At 49.3% G+C, this 15,520-nt stretch carries 16 protein-coding genes; 10 read left to right on the top strand and 6 right to left on the bottom strand.

From position 1 onward, the window contains the following. The first annotated feature begins 143 nt into the window (after positions 1-143). From ACQ5ES_RS08490 to ACQ5ES_RS08475, 4 genes are all read left to right on the top strand, one after another. Positions 144-2,561 carry a TonB-dependent receptor plug domain-containing protein gene (locus tag ACQ5ES_RS08490; RefSeq protein WP_445015816.1) on the top strand — a complete coding sequence of 806 codons (2,418 nt, stop codon included), beginning with the start codon at positions 144-146 and terminating at the stop codon, positions 2,559-2,561. A gap of 168 nt (positions 2,562-2,729) precedes the next feature. After that, positions 2,730-3,041, top strand: a complete 312-nt coding sequence (locus ACQ5ES_RS08485) for a hypothetical protein (RefSeq protein WP_445015814.1) — start codon at positions 2,730-2,732, stop codon at positions 3,039-3,041. A 37-nt stretch (positions 3,042-3,078) separates the two neighbouring features. Then, the gene (locus ACQ5ES_RS08480) at positions 3,079-3,504 is read left to right on the top strand and encodes a copper chaperone PCu(A)C (RefSeq protein WP_445015812.1); all 426 of its coding nucleotides are present in this window, start codon (positions 3,079-3,081) and stop codon (positions 3,502-3,504) included. Between the two features lie 53 nt (positions 3,505-3,557). Then, complete coding sequence (locus ACQ5ES_RS08475; RefSeq protein WP_445015810.1) at positions 3,558-4,316, top strand: TIGR04219 family outer membrane beta-barrel protein; 759 nt, start codon at positions 3,558-3,560, stop codon at positions 4,314-4,316. A gap of 2 nt (positions 4,317-4,318) precedes the next feature. On the opposite strand, the gene ACQ5ES_RS08470 is transcribed toward ACQ5ES_RS08475, so the two are convergent. From ACQ5ES_RS08470 to ACQ5ES_RS08450, 5 genes are read right to left on the bottom strand one after another with little or no spacing between them, the layout of a single operon-like run. After that, on the bottom strand, positions 4,319-4,810 hold the full coding sequence (locus ACQ5ES_RS08470) for a DUF3299 domain-containing protein (RefSeq protein ID WP_445015808.1): 492 nt from the start codon (positions 4,808-4,810) through the stop codon (positions 4,319-4,321). Then, positions 4,807-6,123, bottom strand: coding sequence for an ABC transporter permease (locus ACQ5ES_RS08465; protein WP_445015806.1), 1,317 nt, complete (start codon positions 6,121-6,123; stop codon positions 4,807-4,809). Before ACQ5ES_RS08465 ends, ACQ5ES_RS08470 begins: the two co-directional genes overlap by 4 nt. Beyond that, entirely contained in the window at positions 6,116-6,820 is a 705-nt protein-coding gene (locus tag ACQ5ES_RS08460; RefSeq protein ID WP_445015804.1) for an ABC transporter ATP-binding protein, read from the bottom strand. The genes ACQ5ES_RS08465 and ACQ5ES_RS08460 overlap by 8 nt, the downstream gene beginning before the upstream one ends. Before the next feature lie 5 nt (positions 6,821-6,825). Beyond that, the gene (gene ppa, locus ACQ5ES_RS08455; RefSeq protein ID WP_445015802.1) at positions 6,826-7,356 is read right to left on the bottom strand and encodes an inorganic diphosphatase; all 531 of its coding nucleotides are present in this window, start codon (positions 7,354-7,356) and stop codon (positions 6,826-6,828) included. A 45-nt stretch (positions 7,357-7,401) separates the two neighbouring features. Continuing rightward, positions 7,402-8,394: a class 1 fructose-bisphosphatase gene (locus tag ACQ5ES_RS08450; protein WP_445015800.1), complete on the bottom strand. Its 993-nt coding sequence runs from the start codon at positions 8,392-8,394 to the stop codon at positions 7,402-7,404. A gap of 155 nt (positions 8,395-8,549) precedes the next feature. Between ACQ5ES_RS08450 and mpl the strand changes: the two genes are divergently transcribed. From mpl to panP, 6 genes are read left to right on the top strand one after another with little or no spacing between them, the layout of a single operon-like run. After that, complete coding sequence (gene mpl, locus ACQ5ES_RS08445; RefSeq protein ID WP_445015798.1) at positions 8,550-9,908, top strand: UDP-N-acetylmuramate:L-alanyl-gamma-D-glutamyl-meso-diaminopimelate ligase; 1,359 nt, start codon at positions 8,550-8,552, stop codon at positions 9,906-9,908. A gap of 14 nt (positions 9,909-9,922) precedes the next feature. Next, positions 9,923-10,546 (top strand): flavin prenyltransferase UbiX, encoded by a 624-nt coding sequence (locus tag ACQ5ES_RS08440; protein ID WP_445015796.1) that lies wholly within the window; start codon positions 9,923-9,925, stop codon positions 10,544-10,546. A 6-nt stretch (positions 10,547-10,552) separates the two neighbouring features. Beyond that, positions 10,553-11,497 carry an ABC transporter ATP-binding protein gene (locus ACQ5ES_RS08435; RefSeq protein ID WP_445015794.1) on the top strand — a complete coding sequence of 315 codons (945 nt, stop codon included), beginning with the start codon at positions 10,553-10,555 and terminating at the stop codon, positions 11,495-11,497. Between the two features lies 1 nt (position 11,498). Next, entirely contained in the window at positions 11,499-12,275 is a 777-nt protein-coding gene (locus ACQ5ES_RS08430) for an ABC transporter permease (protein ID WP_445015792.1), read from the top strand. After that, entirely contained in the window at positions 12,272-12,979 is a 708-nt protein-coding gene (gene trmB, locus ACQ5ES_RS08425; protein ID WP_445015790.1) for a tRNA (guanine(46)-N(7))-methyltransferase TrmB, read from the top strand. The genes ACQ5ES_RS08430 and trmB overlap by 4 nt, the downstream gene beginning before the upstream one ends. A gap of 42 nt (positions 12,980-13,021) precedes the next feature. Next, positions 13,022-14,677 carry a pyridoxal-dependent aspartate 1-decarboxylase PanP gene (gene panP / locus ACQ5ES_RS08420; protein WP_445015788.1) on the top strand — a complete coding sequence of 552 codons (1,656 nt, stop codon included), beginning with the start codon at positions 13,022-13,024 and terminating at the stop codon, positions 14,675-14,677. Here the strand turns inward: panP and panC are convergent. Next, positions 14,674-15,519 (bottom strand): pantoate--beta-alanine ligase, encoded by an 846-nt coding sequence (gene panC, locus ACQ5ES_RS08415; protein WP_445015786.1) that lies wholly within the window; start codon positions 15,517-15,519, stop codon positions 14,674-14,676. The genes panP and panC overlap by 4 nt on opposite strands. Position 15,520 lies beyond the last annotated feature (1 nt).

Raw genomic sequence — 15,520 nt, 5'->3', positions numbered from 1 at the left:
TCGCCTTTGCTCTTTCGACAGCCAACATCGCTCTTATCCCTTCGGAATATATTAGACTAAAGTCAACTGAGCGGTCTTATACTTTATTGCTATCATGCGCACACTAAAAAGAAGTGTCACTAGATTCATGAGAGGTACAGACGATGCAGATAAATAAAACGTTAGTAACAATGATAAATGCCGGGGCGGTAGCTAGTTTAGCAACCTTTAGCTCTGGTGCGTTTGCTCAACAGCAAAATGGTCCAGAAATTGAAGCTGAGGAAACCATACAGGTAATCGGTTCGCGTTTATCGATGCGTACCGCAACGGATGGTACCGCTCCGGTTGATATAATCTCCAGCGAAGAATTAACGGCCAGTGGCATTACTGAAACTGCCCGCGCATTACAATATGCAGTACCGAGCTTTAACTTTCCTTCTTCATCGATTACCGATGGTTCAGACGCGGTACGACCTGCTTCATTGCGCGGATTATCGCCTGATCACACCTTAGTTCTGGTCAATGGCAAACGGCGTCACATGAGCGCATTAGTTCATTTAAATGGTACCACGGGTCGTGGTAGCTCTAACGTCGATCTTAACGCTATACCAATTTCGTCGATAAAACGGATTGAAGTACTACGCGACGGTGCTGCAGCGTTGTATGGCTCAGATGCAATTGCGGGTGTAATCAATATCGTTCTTAAGGACCAAGCAGAGGGTGGCAGCGTTACCGCAATAACTGGTCAAACGTACGAGGGTGATGGTGAACAATATAAAGTCCACGGCAATGTCGGCTTCGAATTAGGCGATGACGGACAGTTAACTTTATCTGCGGAATATCACCACAAGAACAAGACCAATCGTGCTGGTTTTGACCCGCGCCAACAGTATCCTTTGGTTGATGGTGAACTCGACCCACGGGAACAAACGTTTGATCGCCTGAATCACCATGTGGGTGCTGCAGAGTTCGAAAATAAAGCGTTGTTTGCCAATGCCAGCATCGCGCTAGGTGAAGGCGAACTTTATGCTTTTGGTGGGGTAAGCGATCGCACCACGCAATCCGGTGCATTCTACCGACGGGCTCTTGATTCGCGGAACATCATCGAAGTGTATGCGGATGGTTTTCTACCTTTATTGACACCAGAAACCAGCGACGTTTCTGGCTACGTGGGCTACCGCTTTGACCTAGGTCAGTGGCAAGTGGATGCAAGTACTGGTTATGGCGAAAGTGAGTTTCAATATCGTGTAGAGAACTCCCTTAACGCCTCAATTGGTCCATCTTCACAAACCGAATTTGATGCCGGAACGCTCATTACTGATGAAATGACCGCGACAGTCGATTTCTCGCGTTTTCTTCCCTTTGTGAATAACTCAGATCTCTCAGTTGCGTTTGGCATTAGCTATCGCGAGAATACCTATCAAATCCGCGCTGGTGAGGAAGCGTCGTACGTCGATGGTGGCTACGATGGGCGCTCATCGGGAAGTCAGGGTTTCACTGGCTTCAAACCTGAATCTGAGGTGGACGAATCACGAGATAACACCGGCGTTTATGTTGAAGTCGAAAATATGCTCACGCCTGATTTCCAATGGGGCGCAGCGGTTCGCTACGAAGATTATTCAGACTTCGGTAGCAACACCAGCTGGAAGGTTTCAGGTCGTTATGATTTAAGTGACGAATGGGCCATCCGTGCGACGACCAATACCGGTTTCCGCGCACCTAGTGTGCAACAGTTGTATTTCTCCAACATTTCGACACTTTTTGTCGATCGGGGCAACGGCTTACAGCCTGAACAAAGTGGAACCTTCAATAATATCAGCAGTGTTGCACGTGAGTTAGGAATCGAAGGTCTCGAGCCAGAAGAATCGCAAAGCTTTAGCGCGGGAGTGGTATTTAATGGTTATGATGGATTTACCCTAACCATAGATGCTTTCCAAATCGCAATCGATGATCGCATTATTCTGTCAGGCGATGTCAGTCCTCAAGATTCCGCTGCCGTTGCAGATGCTTTAGCAGCTAGCGGTGCTGATAACGCGCGTTTCTTTGTAAATGCGGTCGACACTACCTCGCGTGGCGTTGACGTAGTGGCATCGAAAACGGTCCAGTTTGGCGAATATGGCGAATTGCGTACGCAACTTGCTTACGGCTACAACAAAACCGAGATTGATGATGTTAATTTACCCGCCTTACTTGATGGTCTGGAAGACAACTTATTCGACGGTGTTGAACGTACCCGAATGACTCGCTCGGTACCCAGAAACAGCGGCAGCATCGCCTTCACACATACCATAAGTGCGTTAGAAACTCGGCTGGCGTTCAACTACTTCGGTGACTACATATTGGAAAATAGCCGGGGTGTACAGACTGAGTTCGGTGCCAAGTGGGTGACCGACCTGTCAGCTAAGTATCGCCTGAACAATCAGCTGTCAGTCAGTGCCGGAGTACAAAATTTATTTGACGAATATCCTGATAAGCAACGTCCGGAAAGTCAGTTTAACGGCATTTTTAGATATCCGCTAACAAATGCACCATTTGGTTTTAACGGCGGTTATTATTACGCCGAGCTAACTTACAGCTTCTAGTTTGCGTAATTAAAGTTGTGTCAAAACCGCCACATTGTGGCGGTTTTTTTATATCCGGAACCAACCAGCCAAATAATAATCGTTTTAAAACAGACTCATAGCATGCTGGCACGTTTCTTGTATTACTTTAAGGGGAACATTTTAAAGTGATAGTTAATGGAGAACATCATGGGAAACAAATCGACTTGGTTATGGGTCATTGCTGCAGTTATCGGCCTAGCACTGTTCGGCGATGAAATTCTGGGCCTGTTGGGTGCAATTATTGGTTTAGTAGTAAGCGTTGGCATTACTGGTTTGGTGATGATCGCTATTGCCCTGGGTGCTTTTGCATTAGTGGTAATGGTCGGCGGTAGTATCGCAGTGGGGTTGATCGTCGCTGCCGTAGCTTTGATCGCAGTTTTGTTCAGTTGGTTGTGGCCCTATCTGCTGTTATGCGGAATCATCTACTTATTGGTTCGAAAACGCCCAAAAGCTGTGTAAACTAAAGCCTACTTTGATTAACGAATAAGGCAAGGTTATGAAGCAGCTGGTAGTAGGCTTGGGTATTTTGGTACTGAGTGTCAGTGTGCAGGCGGCGCAAGTCGAAGTGACTGAAGCATGGGTGAAGCCTACTATTCCGGGTACTGTTAATGGTGCCGGTTATATGGTGGTCAGCAATCATGGCGATCACGCGGTAACCCTGAGCGGTGTATCGACTGCGGCCGCCCGTGCGGCCGAGGTGCATCAGCATATTATGACCGAAGACGGTATGATGCGTATGCGCCGGGTACCTGAGTTGGTGATCGGTGCGAATGAATCGGTAATTTTTCAACCCGGTGGCTACCATGTGATGTTCTTTGGTGTAAAGATTCCGTTTAAGGTGGGTGAACAGGTTGCTTTTCAATTGCAGTTCGCTGATGCTGACGTGCTAGCAGTGGATGCGGAAGTGCGTCCGCTGCAGTAATTTCATCTAAGTAATCTGAAATCTTCGCTAAGAACCGCAAGGAAAGTTGTCACATGGCTAACAATAAAGGTTTCAAACTCACAACGCTGTTGGCGTGCTGCGCCCTGTCTACACCAGTTGCGGCTGATACAGTGTTCGGCGTTTATGCTGGGGGACAGTTTTGGCAAACCGAAACGTCCGGCAGTTTTGGTAGTAACAGCACGAATCCAGATTTCGCTTTTGATGACGAACAGCAAAGTAGCTACTACATTGTGCTGGAACACCCGATTCCGTTATTTCCAAATTTGAAAGTGCGGCACAACGAATTAGTTAGTGATGGCCAACAAAATTTGAGTCAGGATTTAAGCTTTTTCGGCACAACGTTCAGTGCCGGGACCCCGGTAACTTATCAAACCGACTTTAGCCACACCGACTACACGCTTTACTACGAGCTGTTTGATAACGATCTGCTGACTTTTGATTTGGGTGTGACCGCGAAGCGGGTGGAAGGTCATCTTGAAGTACGCAGTCAGGAAGTCATGCGAGCAAGCGCAACTGATGGCTGGATCCCTACGCTTTACAGCCAGTTAAGGGTTGGCATTCCAGCAACCCCGTTTACCATTTATGGCGTGGCGAACGCATTAAGCATTGATGACTCGAAAATTGAAGATTATGAAGCCGGTATTGAATACCGAGTGATAGAAAACCTGGCCGTCGACCTGAATTTGCAGCTAGGCTATCGGGTATTCAACATCGAGCTTGATGGTTTAGACGACGTGTACAGCAACCTGGAATACCGTGGACCTTATCTGGGTCTAGAGTTGCACTTTTAGGCTTATCCGCCATACGGAGTTACGGTTGCGGCATCGAGTTGATAGCCAACAACTGCGAGCTCGCCGTCTGCCCGTTCTACTTTGACCGTGCCTTCGACCCAAACTGGGTTGAAGGCCTGACGGATCGGATAACCTTCTGGATAACGAACTAAGAGTACTTGATTTGGTGGTGGTGGTGGCACATGAATACAGGCACCCTCGTAAGGCACCAGTAAGAACTCCGTGACCTTGCCATCGTCAGCTTGTAATTGTACAACAAATCCTGGAATACGGACCTTCTGACCATCCAGAGCCGCAACTACAGGTGCATTCATCTCGGGTTGTCCCATGGCTTCTGGATTCATATCATAGTAGGCTTGACTGCGTACCGGAGGTGGAGTGTAACCTTCTGGGATCAGGCTTTTCCATTCGATTTCACGATAATCACTGGCACTTGCCGCGCCTGCTGAAAACATCGCAATGACAGCCAAACTGGCTAACCAACTTTTCATCATAACTTCACCGTTAATCCATCAGCTAAAGCATTGCGATACGCTTGCCACGCCGGATAGAAACTTAAGACAATGGCAGCACCAATAATTGCTACCAACAAGTATACTTCTCGCAGGGTTAACAGGCTGGCGGTGACCTGAATACCCAGGGTGTTGTGTAACATATCAGCACCGAGTACTAAAACCGCGTAAAGTGCGCCGGTACCTAATGCCGTACCCAAAACGGTAACGGCTGCAGCTTCACAGACTAAGAGCCCGAGAATAGTGACTGGACCAGCGCCAATAGATCGTAAGACCGCCATTTCGCGACGTCGTTCACGTAAACTGGCTAAAAGTGTGGTGAGCATCCCTAATAAGCCAGTGATTACGACCAGCACAGATATAGTCATCAGGGCGCGTTCGAACAGATTTAATGTGCGCCAGAAGTTCTTTAGTGCAAGGCCCGGCATAATTGCCGACAAAGCTTCGTCATCATAGGTGTTGATCATGCGTTGCAGACGCAAGGCGAAGGCGCGGTTTTCAAGACCGAGTAAGACAGCGCTCAAAGTGTAGACCGGCGGCGCAGTATGTTGCTGATGCTGTTCATCGGTATGTTGCTGATGCTGTTCATCGGTATGCTGGTGATCGTGATCACCAGTATCGTCGTGCTGGTCGGCGTTATCTTCCCCGACCAAGTATTCACCATGCACCAGACCTTGGCCGGCTAATGGAATAAACACGCCGCGGTCAATAGGAGTACCTGTGCGTGCCAACACACCCACCACGGTAAATGGGTGAGCGTCATGATTACTGAAGCTGATATCACCCGTACCATGCGATATCGTTAAAGGATCATCCACACTTAACTGTAGTTCTGTTGCTGCCTCAGCACCTAATACCGCGACGGTCGGTGTCGCACGACTCGAAAAATTCGAGCCATTAGCAAAGCGCAAAGGTTGCTTGCTGCCGTACTGGAAGTGTTCAAATAATGTGTCACTAGTGGCAATTACTGGTAAGCCTTGCACACTATCGCCCATTGCCATAGGAATATGCCATTTAACGCTGGGAAGTTGCTGCAGGTAGCGATAGCTCTGCCAATTGAGCGTGTTGGATAGATTGCCGATATGGAAAACACTGCTTAACAAAAGTTCGGTCGAACCGGTTCGTGCGCCAACGATTAAATCGGTACCAGAAATAGTATTGGCAAAATTTTCTTGGGTTTGCACGCGTATGCGTTCAACGCCGAGTAGTAACAAGGTACTAACGGCGATCGCGATAATGGTAAGCCAGACACTGCCACGACGATTCCATAAACTCGCTAAGGCTAGTTTAAACATGGCCACCTTCCGTCGCAGCTTGATTGATTTCCTGCAACTCGATAGCACGCGGGAAGTGGGGCGCTAAGGTAGCGTCGTGAGTGACAAAAAGTAAGGTCGTGTCTTGCTCGGCGCAGGCCTCAAATAGCAACTGAATAAAGTCGTCGCGGTGGGCTTGGTCGAGTGCAGAGGTTGGCTCATCGGCGATGATCAGCGCCGGACTACCTAATAGGGCCCGCGCGGCTGCAACCCGTTGTTGTTGCCCGACACTAAGTTGGTGGGCAGGTTGTTGCTGTTGAGCACGGCTAAGGCCGAGTCGGTCAAGCAGGGTTGTCGCTGTGGCGTTAATAGATTTGCCAGCCAACCGCTGCCGGCGAGCAGGCGCAAACTGACAGGCAAGCGTAACGTTGGCAATGGCCGACAAATAAGGCAGCAGGTTAAATTGCTGGAAAATATAACCGACTTCATTGGCGCGCAAGCGATCACGCTGGTGCTGGTTAAGCTTGGCAAGATCATGCCCAAGTACCTGCACCTGCCCGGGCGCTGTGGTATGAATGCCAGCAATAAGACTTAGCAGAGTAGATTTACCGCTACCGCTAGCACCACGCAGTAGTATCCGCTCACCACGGGCGAGAGAGAGCTGCGGGATGCTCAGTAACGGCGACTGAGCACCCGGCCAGCTAAATTCAAGTTGATTTAGCTCAACGCAGGCGCTCATTCAGTTTATTTAGCTTTTGCGCGTTCGAATGAACTTAGGATTTCATCTTTCGCTTCGTTGATGTCACCCCAACCTTCAATCTTGACCCATTTGCCTTTTTCGAGTTCTTTGTAATGCTCAAAAAAGTGGGTGATTTGTGCTTTCAGCAACTCGGGCAAATCGTTAACGTCTTTAATGTGATCGTATTCTTTGCTCAGTTTGCTGACAGGAACTGCGACAACTTTGGCATCCTGACCTGCGTCATCGGTCATTTTCAAAACGCCGACTGGGCGACATTTGATGACAGAGCCGGGTTGCAATGGATGGGGTGTCGGCACCAATACGTCAACCGGGTCACCATCAAGCGATAAAGTGTCATTTACAAAACCGTAGTTGCACGGATAGAACATTGCAGTAGACATGAAACGATCAACCCATAGGGTGCCGGTTTCTTTATCGACTTCATATTTTATCGGATCCGCATTGGCTGGGATCTCAATGATGACATTGACTTCTTCTGGCAAGTTTTTACCTGCACTTACATCACTCAAACTCATGGTCGTTCCTGTTTGTTCAATTATGGTAAAAAATTAGGTGGCTTATTATACGTCTGTTGCCGCCGAATGCGAAGCTTGTAAGTACTCTACACAGGTAGTTACTTCTTGTGCGGAGCCTAAAATGACGCTAACCCGTTGATGAATGTCTACAGGCTGAACTTCGAGGATGCGTTGTTCACCGGTATGGGCGCGTCCACCGGCTTGCTCAACCAGCATTGCCATTGGATTGCCTTCGTACATCAGGCGTAACTTGTAAGGTTTATTGGGTTTGCGGTTATCGCCAGGGTAGGTAAATAACCCGCCACGGCAGAGCACGCGATGGACATCGGCAACCATCGCTGCTATCCAGCGCATGTTAAAGTTTTTACAGCGGGGGCCGTGCTCGCCAGCCAGCAAGTCGTCAACGTAACGACGCATCTGTGGTTGCCAATGACGGTAATTTGACATGTTGATGGCAAACTCACAGGTTTCCTGCGGTATTTCAATATCGGTATCAGTGAGTAAGAACTCACCAACTTTCTGATCCAGAGTGAACACCCGCACGCCGCGACCGGTAGTGAACACTAGCATGGTCGATGGTCCATAAAGGACGTAGCCCGCCGCAACCTGATGAGTGCCTGGCTGTAAGAACATCTCCGGACCCGAAGTTGTCTTATCTGGTGTTGGCAATATCGAAAAAATGGTACCGACGAGACTATTAATATCGATATTAGAACTGCCGTCGAGCGGATCAAAAGCAACTAGGTATTCGCCCGTTTGCTCGCCATCGACAATTCCTTCCTCTTCTTCAGAAGCGACCGCACGAACGTGAGGATTCTCCAGTAGAATATCTTTCAGTAACTGATTGGCGAGGACGTCGAGCATTTTTTGCGTTTCACCCTGAATGTTCTCGTCCAGAGTCGAGCCAAGCACACCTGCCAACTCACCTTGATGGAGCCGGAATGAAATTTCTTTGGCACAAATTTGTAGAGTATTTATGACTGAAAGAAGTCCCTCATCGACCTGATCACGGCGTAACGTAGGAATTAAGCGTTGCATAACGTCCTCATTTGAAGTGCTGCTCAAAATCGCGGCTAAGTTTACCGCAAAAACAGGTAAAATGCCTGCAAGAATCTATGTAAATTGTACCTGCATGCTACACTAGCCCCGTTTTTAGTGCGCACAGCGATGCGATGTAACGACTGGACGAAATTATGCATATTCATATTCTTGGTGTCTGCGGCACCTTCATGGGCGGCATTGCCGCGTTGGCAAAAGCCATGGGACACCATGTTACCGGTAGCGATACTGCCGTTTACCCACCGATGAGCGATCAATTGGCCGCGTTGGGGATCGATGTCTATCAGGGCTACGATCCGGCGCAACTTGAACCATGCCCAGACTTGGTGATTATTGGTAATGTGTTAAGTCGCGGTAACCCAGCAGTGGAAGCGGTTTTGAATCAGCGTATTCCCTATCGTTCTGGGGCACAGTGGTTGCATGACGCATTGTTGCAAAACAAATGGGTACTCGCAGTGGCTGGTACCCATGGCAAAACCACGACTGCCAGCATGTTGGCGTGGATTCTAGCACAAGCCGGTTATCAGCCGGGTTTTTTGGTTGGCGGTGTACTAGCGAATTTTGGTTGCTCAGCACAATTAGGTGCGAGCGACTTCTTTGTCATTGAAGCCGACGAATACGATACCGCATTTTTTGATAAACGCTCGAAGTTCGTGCATTACCAGCCTTCGACCCTGATTTTGAATAATCTCGAATTCGATCATGCGGATATATTCCCGGATCTAGCGGCGATTCAAACGCAATTTCATCATTTGGTCCGGATCATTCCAGGCTACGGTAAAATCATCTATCCAGCTGCGGACGCCAACATTGCGCAAGTGCTGGAGCGTGGTTGCTGGAGCGAGCGTGCAACACTTGCGTCCGCTGCTGCCGGCGCGAACGCAGATTGGCAATTTAAGCTTGTGCACCCAGACGCTAATAGCTTTGCTGTTACTCACCACGATAAAAGCGCTACAGTAGACTGGGAGCTGGTAGGTAAGCACAATGCTGCGAACGCGGTGATGGCCATGGCAGCGGCGCATCATGTCGGTGTTCCGTTAGATGTCTCGGCCGCCGCATTAGGTGAATTCAAAAATACCAAGCGACGTTTGGAATTGCTTGGGACGCCAAATAATATTGCGATTTATGATGATTTTGCTCATCATCCAACCGCGATCGCCAGCACGCTCAACGCATTGCGTGCAAAGGTCGGCTCTGCCCGTATCGTCGCTGTACTTGAACCGCGCTCGAACACCATGAAACGCGGTATTCACGCTGATCAACTTGATGCTGCGTTAAACGCAGCGGATTCATGCTTTATGTTGCAACCTGAAGGGTTACAATGGGCGATCGCAGATTATGTACCAACAGCCAAGGTAACCCACACAGTTGATGAACTTGTAACGCAACTGTTGCGTACTCTAGAGCCTGGCGATCAGGTCCTCATTATGAGTAATGGCGGGTTTGGTGGTTTGCATCAACGGTTGCTGCAAGAATTAGCTGGTCAGCAATGACAAAAGGTAGCTCTATGACGGTCTCAAATTCAGCGATAACACTCGCCATTACCGGCGCTTCGGGTGCACCTTATGCGGTGCGTTTGTTAGAATGCTTACTCCAACAACAGCAGCAAGTGCATGTGCTGATGTCGAGCGCGGCGCGCGTAGTCTTTGTTACTGAACTCGACTGGCAATTGCCAGCGGCTCCACAAGCGATGGGCAACGCGTTACGTGAGCAGTTTAAAGTAAGTAGCGAACAGCTACAGGTTTATGGCAAAGAGCAGTGGTTCGCTCCTTCAGCTTCTGGTTCGGCTGCGCCAAAACGTATGGTGGTGTGTCCATGTTCGACGGGTACTTTGTCAGCGATCGCCACCGGTGCTAGTGATAATTTACTCGAACGTGCTGCCGATGTGGTTATCAAAGAACGCGGGCAGTTGGTCCTAGTACCACGCGAAATGCCGTTATCTGCGATTCATTTGGAAAATATGCTGAAGTTGGCGCGCTTAGGGGTGACGATCATGCCCGCCGCGCCAGGTTTTTATCATCAGCCGAAGCGCATTGAAGATTTGGTTGATTTCGTGGTCGCGCGGGTGCTTGATCACCTTGGTTTAGAGCAAACTTTGCAGCCTCGCTGGGGCTACGGAGAGGAGTCGTAATTCGACATGAAAGCTTTATCGATTAATAACTTAAGAAAAACCTACAAAGGTGGATTCGAAGCTTTGAAAGGCATCGACCTCAATGTTGAAGAAGGCGATTTCTTTGCTTTGCTAGGCCCCAATGGTGCGGGAAAATCGACCACCATTGGTATTATTTCGTCGTTAGTGAACAAAACCGAAGGCAAAGTGAGCGTATTTGGTTACGATCTTGATACCCAGTTGGTTGAGCTAAAACGCCAAATCGGTCTGGTGCCGCAGGAGTTTAATTTCAATCAATTTGAAACAGTGCGCCAAATTGTTGTAAATCAGGCTGGCTACTATGGTGTGCCACGCCAGGTTGCCCATGAGCGAGCGGAGCACTATCTAAAGCAGTTGGGATTGTGGGACAAGCGTGACAACCCGGCACGTATGTTGTCAGGTGGTATGAAACGCCGACTGATGATCGCACGTGCTCTGCTGCATGAACCGAAACTGTTGATTCTTGATGAACCGACCGCCGGCGTCGATATTGAATTGCGCCGCAGTATGTGGGACTACCTGCTGGAGATTAACAAGCAGGGTATAACAATTATTCTGACCACCCATTATCTGGAAGAAGCCGAAACCTTGTGCCGCAATATCGCTATCATCGATCGCGGTGCTATCGTCGAAAATACCTCAATTAAACGCCTATTAGCGACATTGAATCGTGAGACCTTCGTGCTTGATTTAAGTCGTGATGAAGACGAACGCATTGAGCCGCAACTCGAAGGGTTTACTATGCGTCAAACCGACGACCACACGATTGAAGTTGACGTGGAAAAGTCGCAAGGTCTGAACAAAGTATTCGATCAGCTCAGCGCACAAAACATTAAGGTGTTGTCGATGCGTAACAAAGCGAATAGGTTGGAAGAGCTTTTCGTCGATCTCGTGGAACGCGGTCGTACGGCAAAATCAGCAGGGGGAGCCTAATATGACGGCGTCATTCAATTTTATTGCGCTAAAAACGATTTGGATTAAAGAGTGTACGCGATTCTTACGCATTTGGGTGCAAACCCTGGTGCCGCCTGCGATTACCATGACCCTTTATTTTGTTATTTTTGGCAGTATCGTCGGTGAACGGATTGGTGATATGAGTGGCCGCCCTTACATGGAATTTATCGTACCTGGCTTGATCATGATGTCGATTATCACCAACTCGTATTCCAACGTTGCATCGTCATTTTTCAGTGCAAAATTTCAGCACAATATCGAAGAAATGCTGGTCGCCCCAGTATCAACACCGGTGATTATTGTTGGTTATGTCGGTGGTGGTTTGGTGCGGGCGCTGATAGTAGCAGTGATCGTAACCCTGGTGTCGTTCACCTTTGTTGAAAACGTGAGTATTAATAATGCGGGCATATTGGTACTGACGGTGGTGTTAACTTCGACACTCTTCTCACTGGCCGGACTCATTAATGCGATCTATGCCAAGACCTTTGACGACATTTCGATAGTGCCGACCTTTATCTTAACCCCACTAACCTACTTGGGTGGGGTGTTTTTCAGTGTCAGCTTGTTGCCTGGAATATGGGAAACCGTAGCCCGTGCAAATCCAGTGCTGTATATGGTCAACGCCTTTCGCTATGGCTTTCTTGGCGTCTCTGATGTCAATATCACTGTCGCATTGAGCGTGATTATTGCTTTCAACCTGGTCTTTTTCTTCACTGCTTACACTTTGCTACAACGTGGCACGGGTATCCGTTCGTGAGTGCAATGGAATCGCGTCCGGTTACTACTAATCAGCATGGGAATCATGAGGATTTGACCCAAGTGGTCATGCGGCACCTGCGCTCACCCTTCAAAAAGCCAATTCAGGAGCACAACCGTGAAGCTTTTCAGCAGGCAGCGCAGGCTGTTGCTGATTGGCAAGGACCGGTTATTTTGGACTCCTGTTGCGGGGTCGGCGAGAGCACAGCATGGCTGGCGCAGCAAAATCCTGATGCGTTAGTGATTGGGATAGATAAATCTGCCCATCGGTTGCAGCGTCATGCCAACTGTCAAACGAGCGAAGCTGGGCAGCGTTATTTACTGGTACGTGCCGATCTACAAGACTTCTGGCGCTTGGCGGTTGAGGCAAACTGGCAGCTGCAGCAGCATTATATTTTATATCCGAACCCATGGCCGAAAGCCGCGCACTTAAGTCGCAGATGGCATGGCAGCCCCGTATGGCCGTACGTGATGGCATTGGGCGGGGAGTTAGTGATGCGCTCCAATTGGGTAACCTATTTGACCGAAGTGGCGAGCAGTCTCGCGCTGGTAAACTGTTCCGCAACCTTGCAGCCATTACTAGCGAGACACGAGTCGATTACGCCGTTCGAGCGCAAGTATCAACATAGCGGTCAGCAGCTTTGGCAATTAACTGCTACGCTGCCAGAGGATAGTCGCTATTTTTCTGCCATCGAGGCAGAATAATTAGCCCCGCGTAACACTCGAAACATAAGAAGGGTTAAGCTCTTGGGTGATCAAGTTTTTGCTGAAGTGAGTGAAGAAGCGTTACTAAAGATCTTTACGCTGCCAGAAGCTCCAGATTCGACCTTAGGTCGGATCGAAAAGGATTTGTCAGAGAACCTGATGGGGTTTCTTGGCGAGCACATTGTTGCGCGCGAGAAGCCATTACATGAAATTGAAACCAACTTTTCAGACAGCGAAGTACCGGAGCAACCACGTTACGTTTCCGACCACACTGAGTTCCTACTCGATAACTTAGTGGCACATTCGGTACACACGTCGTCACCGCGTTTTATTGGCCACATGACCTCAGCCTTACCCTATTTTTTATTGCCGTTAGCTAAGCTGATGGTTGGTTTGAATCAGAACCTGGTAAAAATTGAGACTTCGAAGGCCTTTACCCCTCTTGAACGCAACGTTTTGGGAATGCTGCATCATTTGGTTTACGGTCGTGATAAGGCGTTTTATCAACGTTGGATGCATAGCGCTCAGCACTCGCTCGGAGCGATGTGCTCCGGCGGTACTGTGGCCAATATTACCGCCCTGTGGGTAGCGCGGAACCTGTTGCTCAAGCCAGAACCAGGATTTGCCGGTGTCGCTGCAGAAGGTTTTGCTGCTGGGCTTACGCATTATGGTTATAAAGGCCTAACCGTGATGGTGTCGGAACGCGGACATTATTCGTTGGCGAAAGCGGCTGATATCCTTGGCATAGGACGCAATAACTTGATCGGGGTTGCGACCGATGATCACAACCGTATTCGCGTTGATAAGTTGCGTGAGGCTTGTGATAAGGTTGCCGCGGATGGCGGTAAGGTGCTAGCCATTGTTGGTGTTGCCGGGACAACTGAAACTGGACACATTGACCCATTGGCCGAACTTGCTGATTACGCAGCAGAGATCGGCGCCCACTTTCACGTGGACGCTGCTTGGGGTGGTGCGACCTTGATGTCGACCCGCTATCGTGAACTACTGAACGGAATCGAACGCGCCGATAGTGTCACTATCGATGCGCACAAACAAATGTATGTGCCCATGGGTGCCGGCATGGTGCTTTTTAAAGAACCGGGCATGGTCCGTGCCATCGAACACCATGCCGAGTATGTGATTCGGCATGGTTCGAAAGACCTAGGGGCGCATACTATGGAAGGCTCGCGGGCGGGCATGGCAATGCTGGTGTATTCTGCCATGCATGTAATGGGGCGCCGTGGTTACGAATTACTAATCGATAAGAGTATCGAGAAGGCCAGGCAGTTCGCGGCTCTCATCCGGCAGCAGAATGACTTTGAAGTGATAACGGATCCGCAGCTGTGTTTGCTGACCTACAGATTTATACCCAAGCAGGTTAAAGTGGCATTGGAAGATGCCACTGCTGAGCAAGTTCGACGGCTGACCCCGCATCTGAATGCCATCACGCGTTTTGTGCAAAAACGGCAACGGGAGACCGGCAAGTCTTTTGTGTCGCGTACCAAATTAACACCGGCACATTATCATCGTGAACCGACGGTGGTATTTCGTGTGGTATTGGCGAATCCATTGACCACGCACGAGATGCTTGCGGATGTACTACAAGAGCAACGTGAAATTGCCGAACAGGCTATGGGTCTGCGCGGTGCTCTGCATACAGAAATGCGCGAGCTGGGCTTACTGTCCCGCAACAGTTAGTTGTTGCGGGAAAACGGTAAGTTATCGATAAGTCGGGTGCTGCCTAAATAAGCAGCCACCAACACCACCAGTTGCTCATCGTCAGCCGTGGCAGGTTGCAAATCGTCTTGCCGTTTCAATTCTAGGTAGTCCATTCGGAAGCCGCTTTCTTGCAAGGCAATGCGCGCTTCGGCCAACGCTTGTTCGGGGTCGATGTTATCGTGCTGAATGGCATGGGCGATACTTTGCAGTACTTGGTAAAGAACCGGCGCTAGCCGTCGTTCTGAAGTTGATAAATAACCATTGCGCGAGCTTAAGGCGAGTCCGTCACTCGCACGCTCGGTTGACATACCAATAATTTCCACAGGAAAGCTTAGATCTTCCGTCATCAAGCGAATAATCTGGAGTTGCTGGTAGTCCTTTTGCCCAAAAATAGCGACATCGGGTTGTACCATATTGAATAACTTGGCGACAACAGTCGCCACCCCGCGGAAATGTCCGGGCCGACTTGCGCCACATAGAATATCTGAGATGTGTGGTACCTCAATTGAAGTCTGAGCGTCGAGCCCGCGAGGATACACGTCACTGACCTGTGGCGCAAAAACCGCATTAACCCCGCGTTCGGCAAGTGCCTGACAGTCGGCGTCCAGCGTCCGGGGGTAGCTGTCGAGATCTTCGTTCGTTCCAAATTGCATAGGGTTAACGAAAATGCTGACAACCACTTGATCTGCGTGTTGCTGCGCGATTTCGACAAGCTTTAGATGTCCTTCGTGGAGATTGCCCATGGTGGGCACTAGCGCTAGTGTACCTTTTTGCTGGCGTCGCCATGCGCGCAACTCTTCGCGGCTGTTAAACAACTGCATG

The organism is Pseudidiomarina xizangensis, assembly GCF_052541995.1.
Note: the sequence above shows the minus strand (reverse complement) of the source record. Positions and strands in the feature narration are given on the sequence as shown.

Coding starts and splice junctions, on each gene's coding strand:
- ACQ5ES_RS08490 (WP_445015816.1), top strand. CDS start 144: ATGCAGATAAATAAAACGTTAGTAACAATGATAAATGCCGGGGCGGTA.
- ACQ5ES_RS08485 (WP_445015814.1), top strand. CDS start 2,730: ATGGGAAACAAATCGACTTGGTTATGGGTCATTGCTGCAGTTATCGGC.
- ACQ5ES_RS08480 (WP_445015812.1), top strand. CDS start 3,079: ATGAAGCAGCTGGTAGTAGGCTTGGGTATTTTGGTACTGAGTGTCAGT.
- ACQ5ES_RS08475 (WP_445015810.1), top strand. CDS start 3,558: ATGGCTAACAATAAAGGTTTCAAACTCACAACGCTGTTGGCGTGCTGC.
- ACQ5ES_RS08470 (WP_445015808.1), bottom strand. CDS start 4,810: ATGATGAAAAGTTGGTTAGCCAGTTTGGCTGTCATTGCGATGTTTTCA.
- ACQ5ES_RS08465 (WP_445015806.1), bottom strand. CDS start 6,123: ATGTTTAAACTAGCCTTAGCGAGTTTATGGAATCGTCGTGGCAGTGTC.
- ACQ5ES_RS08460 (WP_445015804.1), bottom strand. CDS start 6,820: ATGAGCGCCTGCGTTGAGCTAAATCAACTTGAATTTAGCTGGCCGGGT.
- ppa (WP_445015802.1), bottom strand. CDS start 7,356: ATGAGTTTGAGTGATGTAAGTGCAGGTAAAAACTTGCCAGAAGAAGTC.
- ACQ5ES_RS08450 (WP_445015800.1), bottom strand. CDS start 8,394: ATGCAACGCTTAATTCCTACGTTACGCCGTGATCAGGTCGATGAGGGA.
- mpl (WP_445015798.1), top strand. CDS start 8,550: ATGCATATTCATATTCTTGGTGTCTGCGGCACCTTCATGGGCGGCATT.
- ACQ5ES_RS08440 (WP_445015796.1), top strand. CDS start 9,923: ATGACGGTCTCAAATTCAGCGATAACACTCGCCATTACCGGCGCTTCG.
- ACQ5ES_RS08435 (WP_445015794.1), top strand. CDS start 10,553: ATGAAAGCTTTATCGATTAATAACTTAAGAAAAACCTACAAAGGTGGA.
- ACQ5ES_RS08430 (WP_445015792.1), top strand. CDS start 11,499: ATGACGGCGTCATTCAATTTTATTGCGCTAAAAACGATTTGGATTAAA.
- panC (WP_445015786.1), bottom strand. CDS start 15,519: ATGCAGTTGTTTAACAGCCGCGAAGAGTTGCGCGCATGGCGACGCCAG.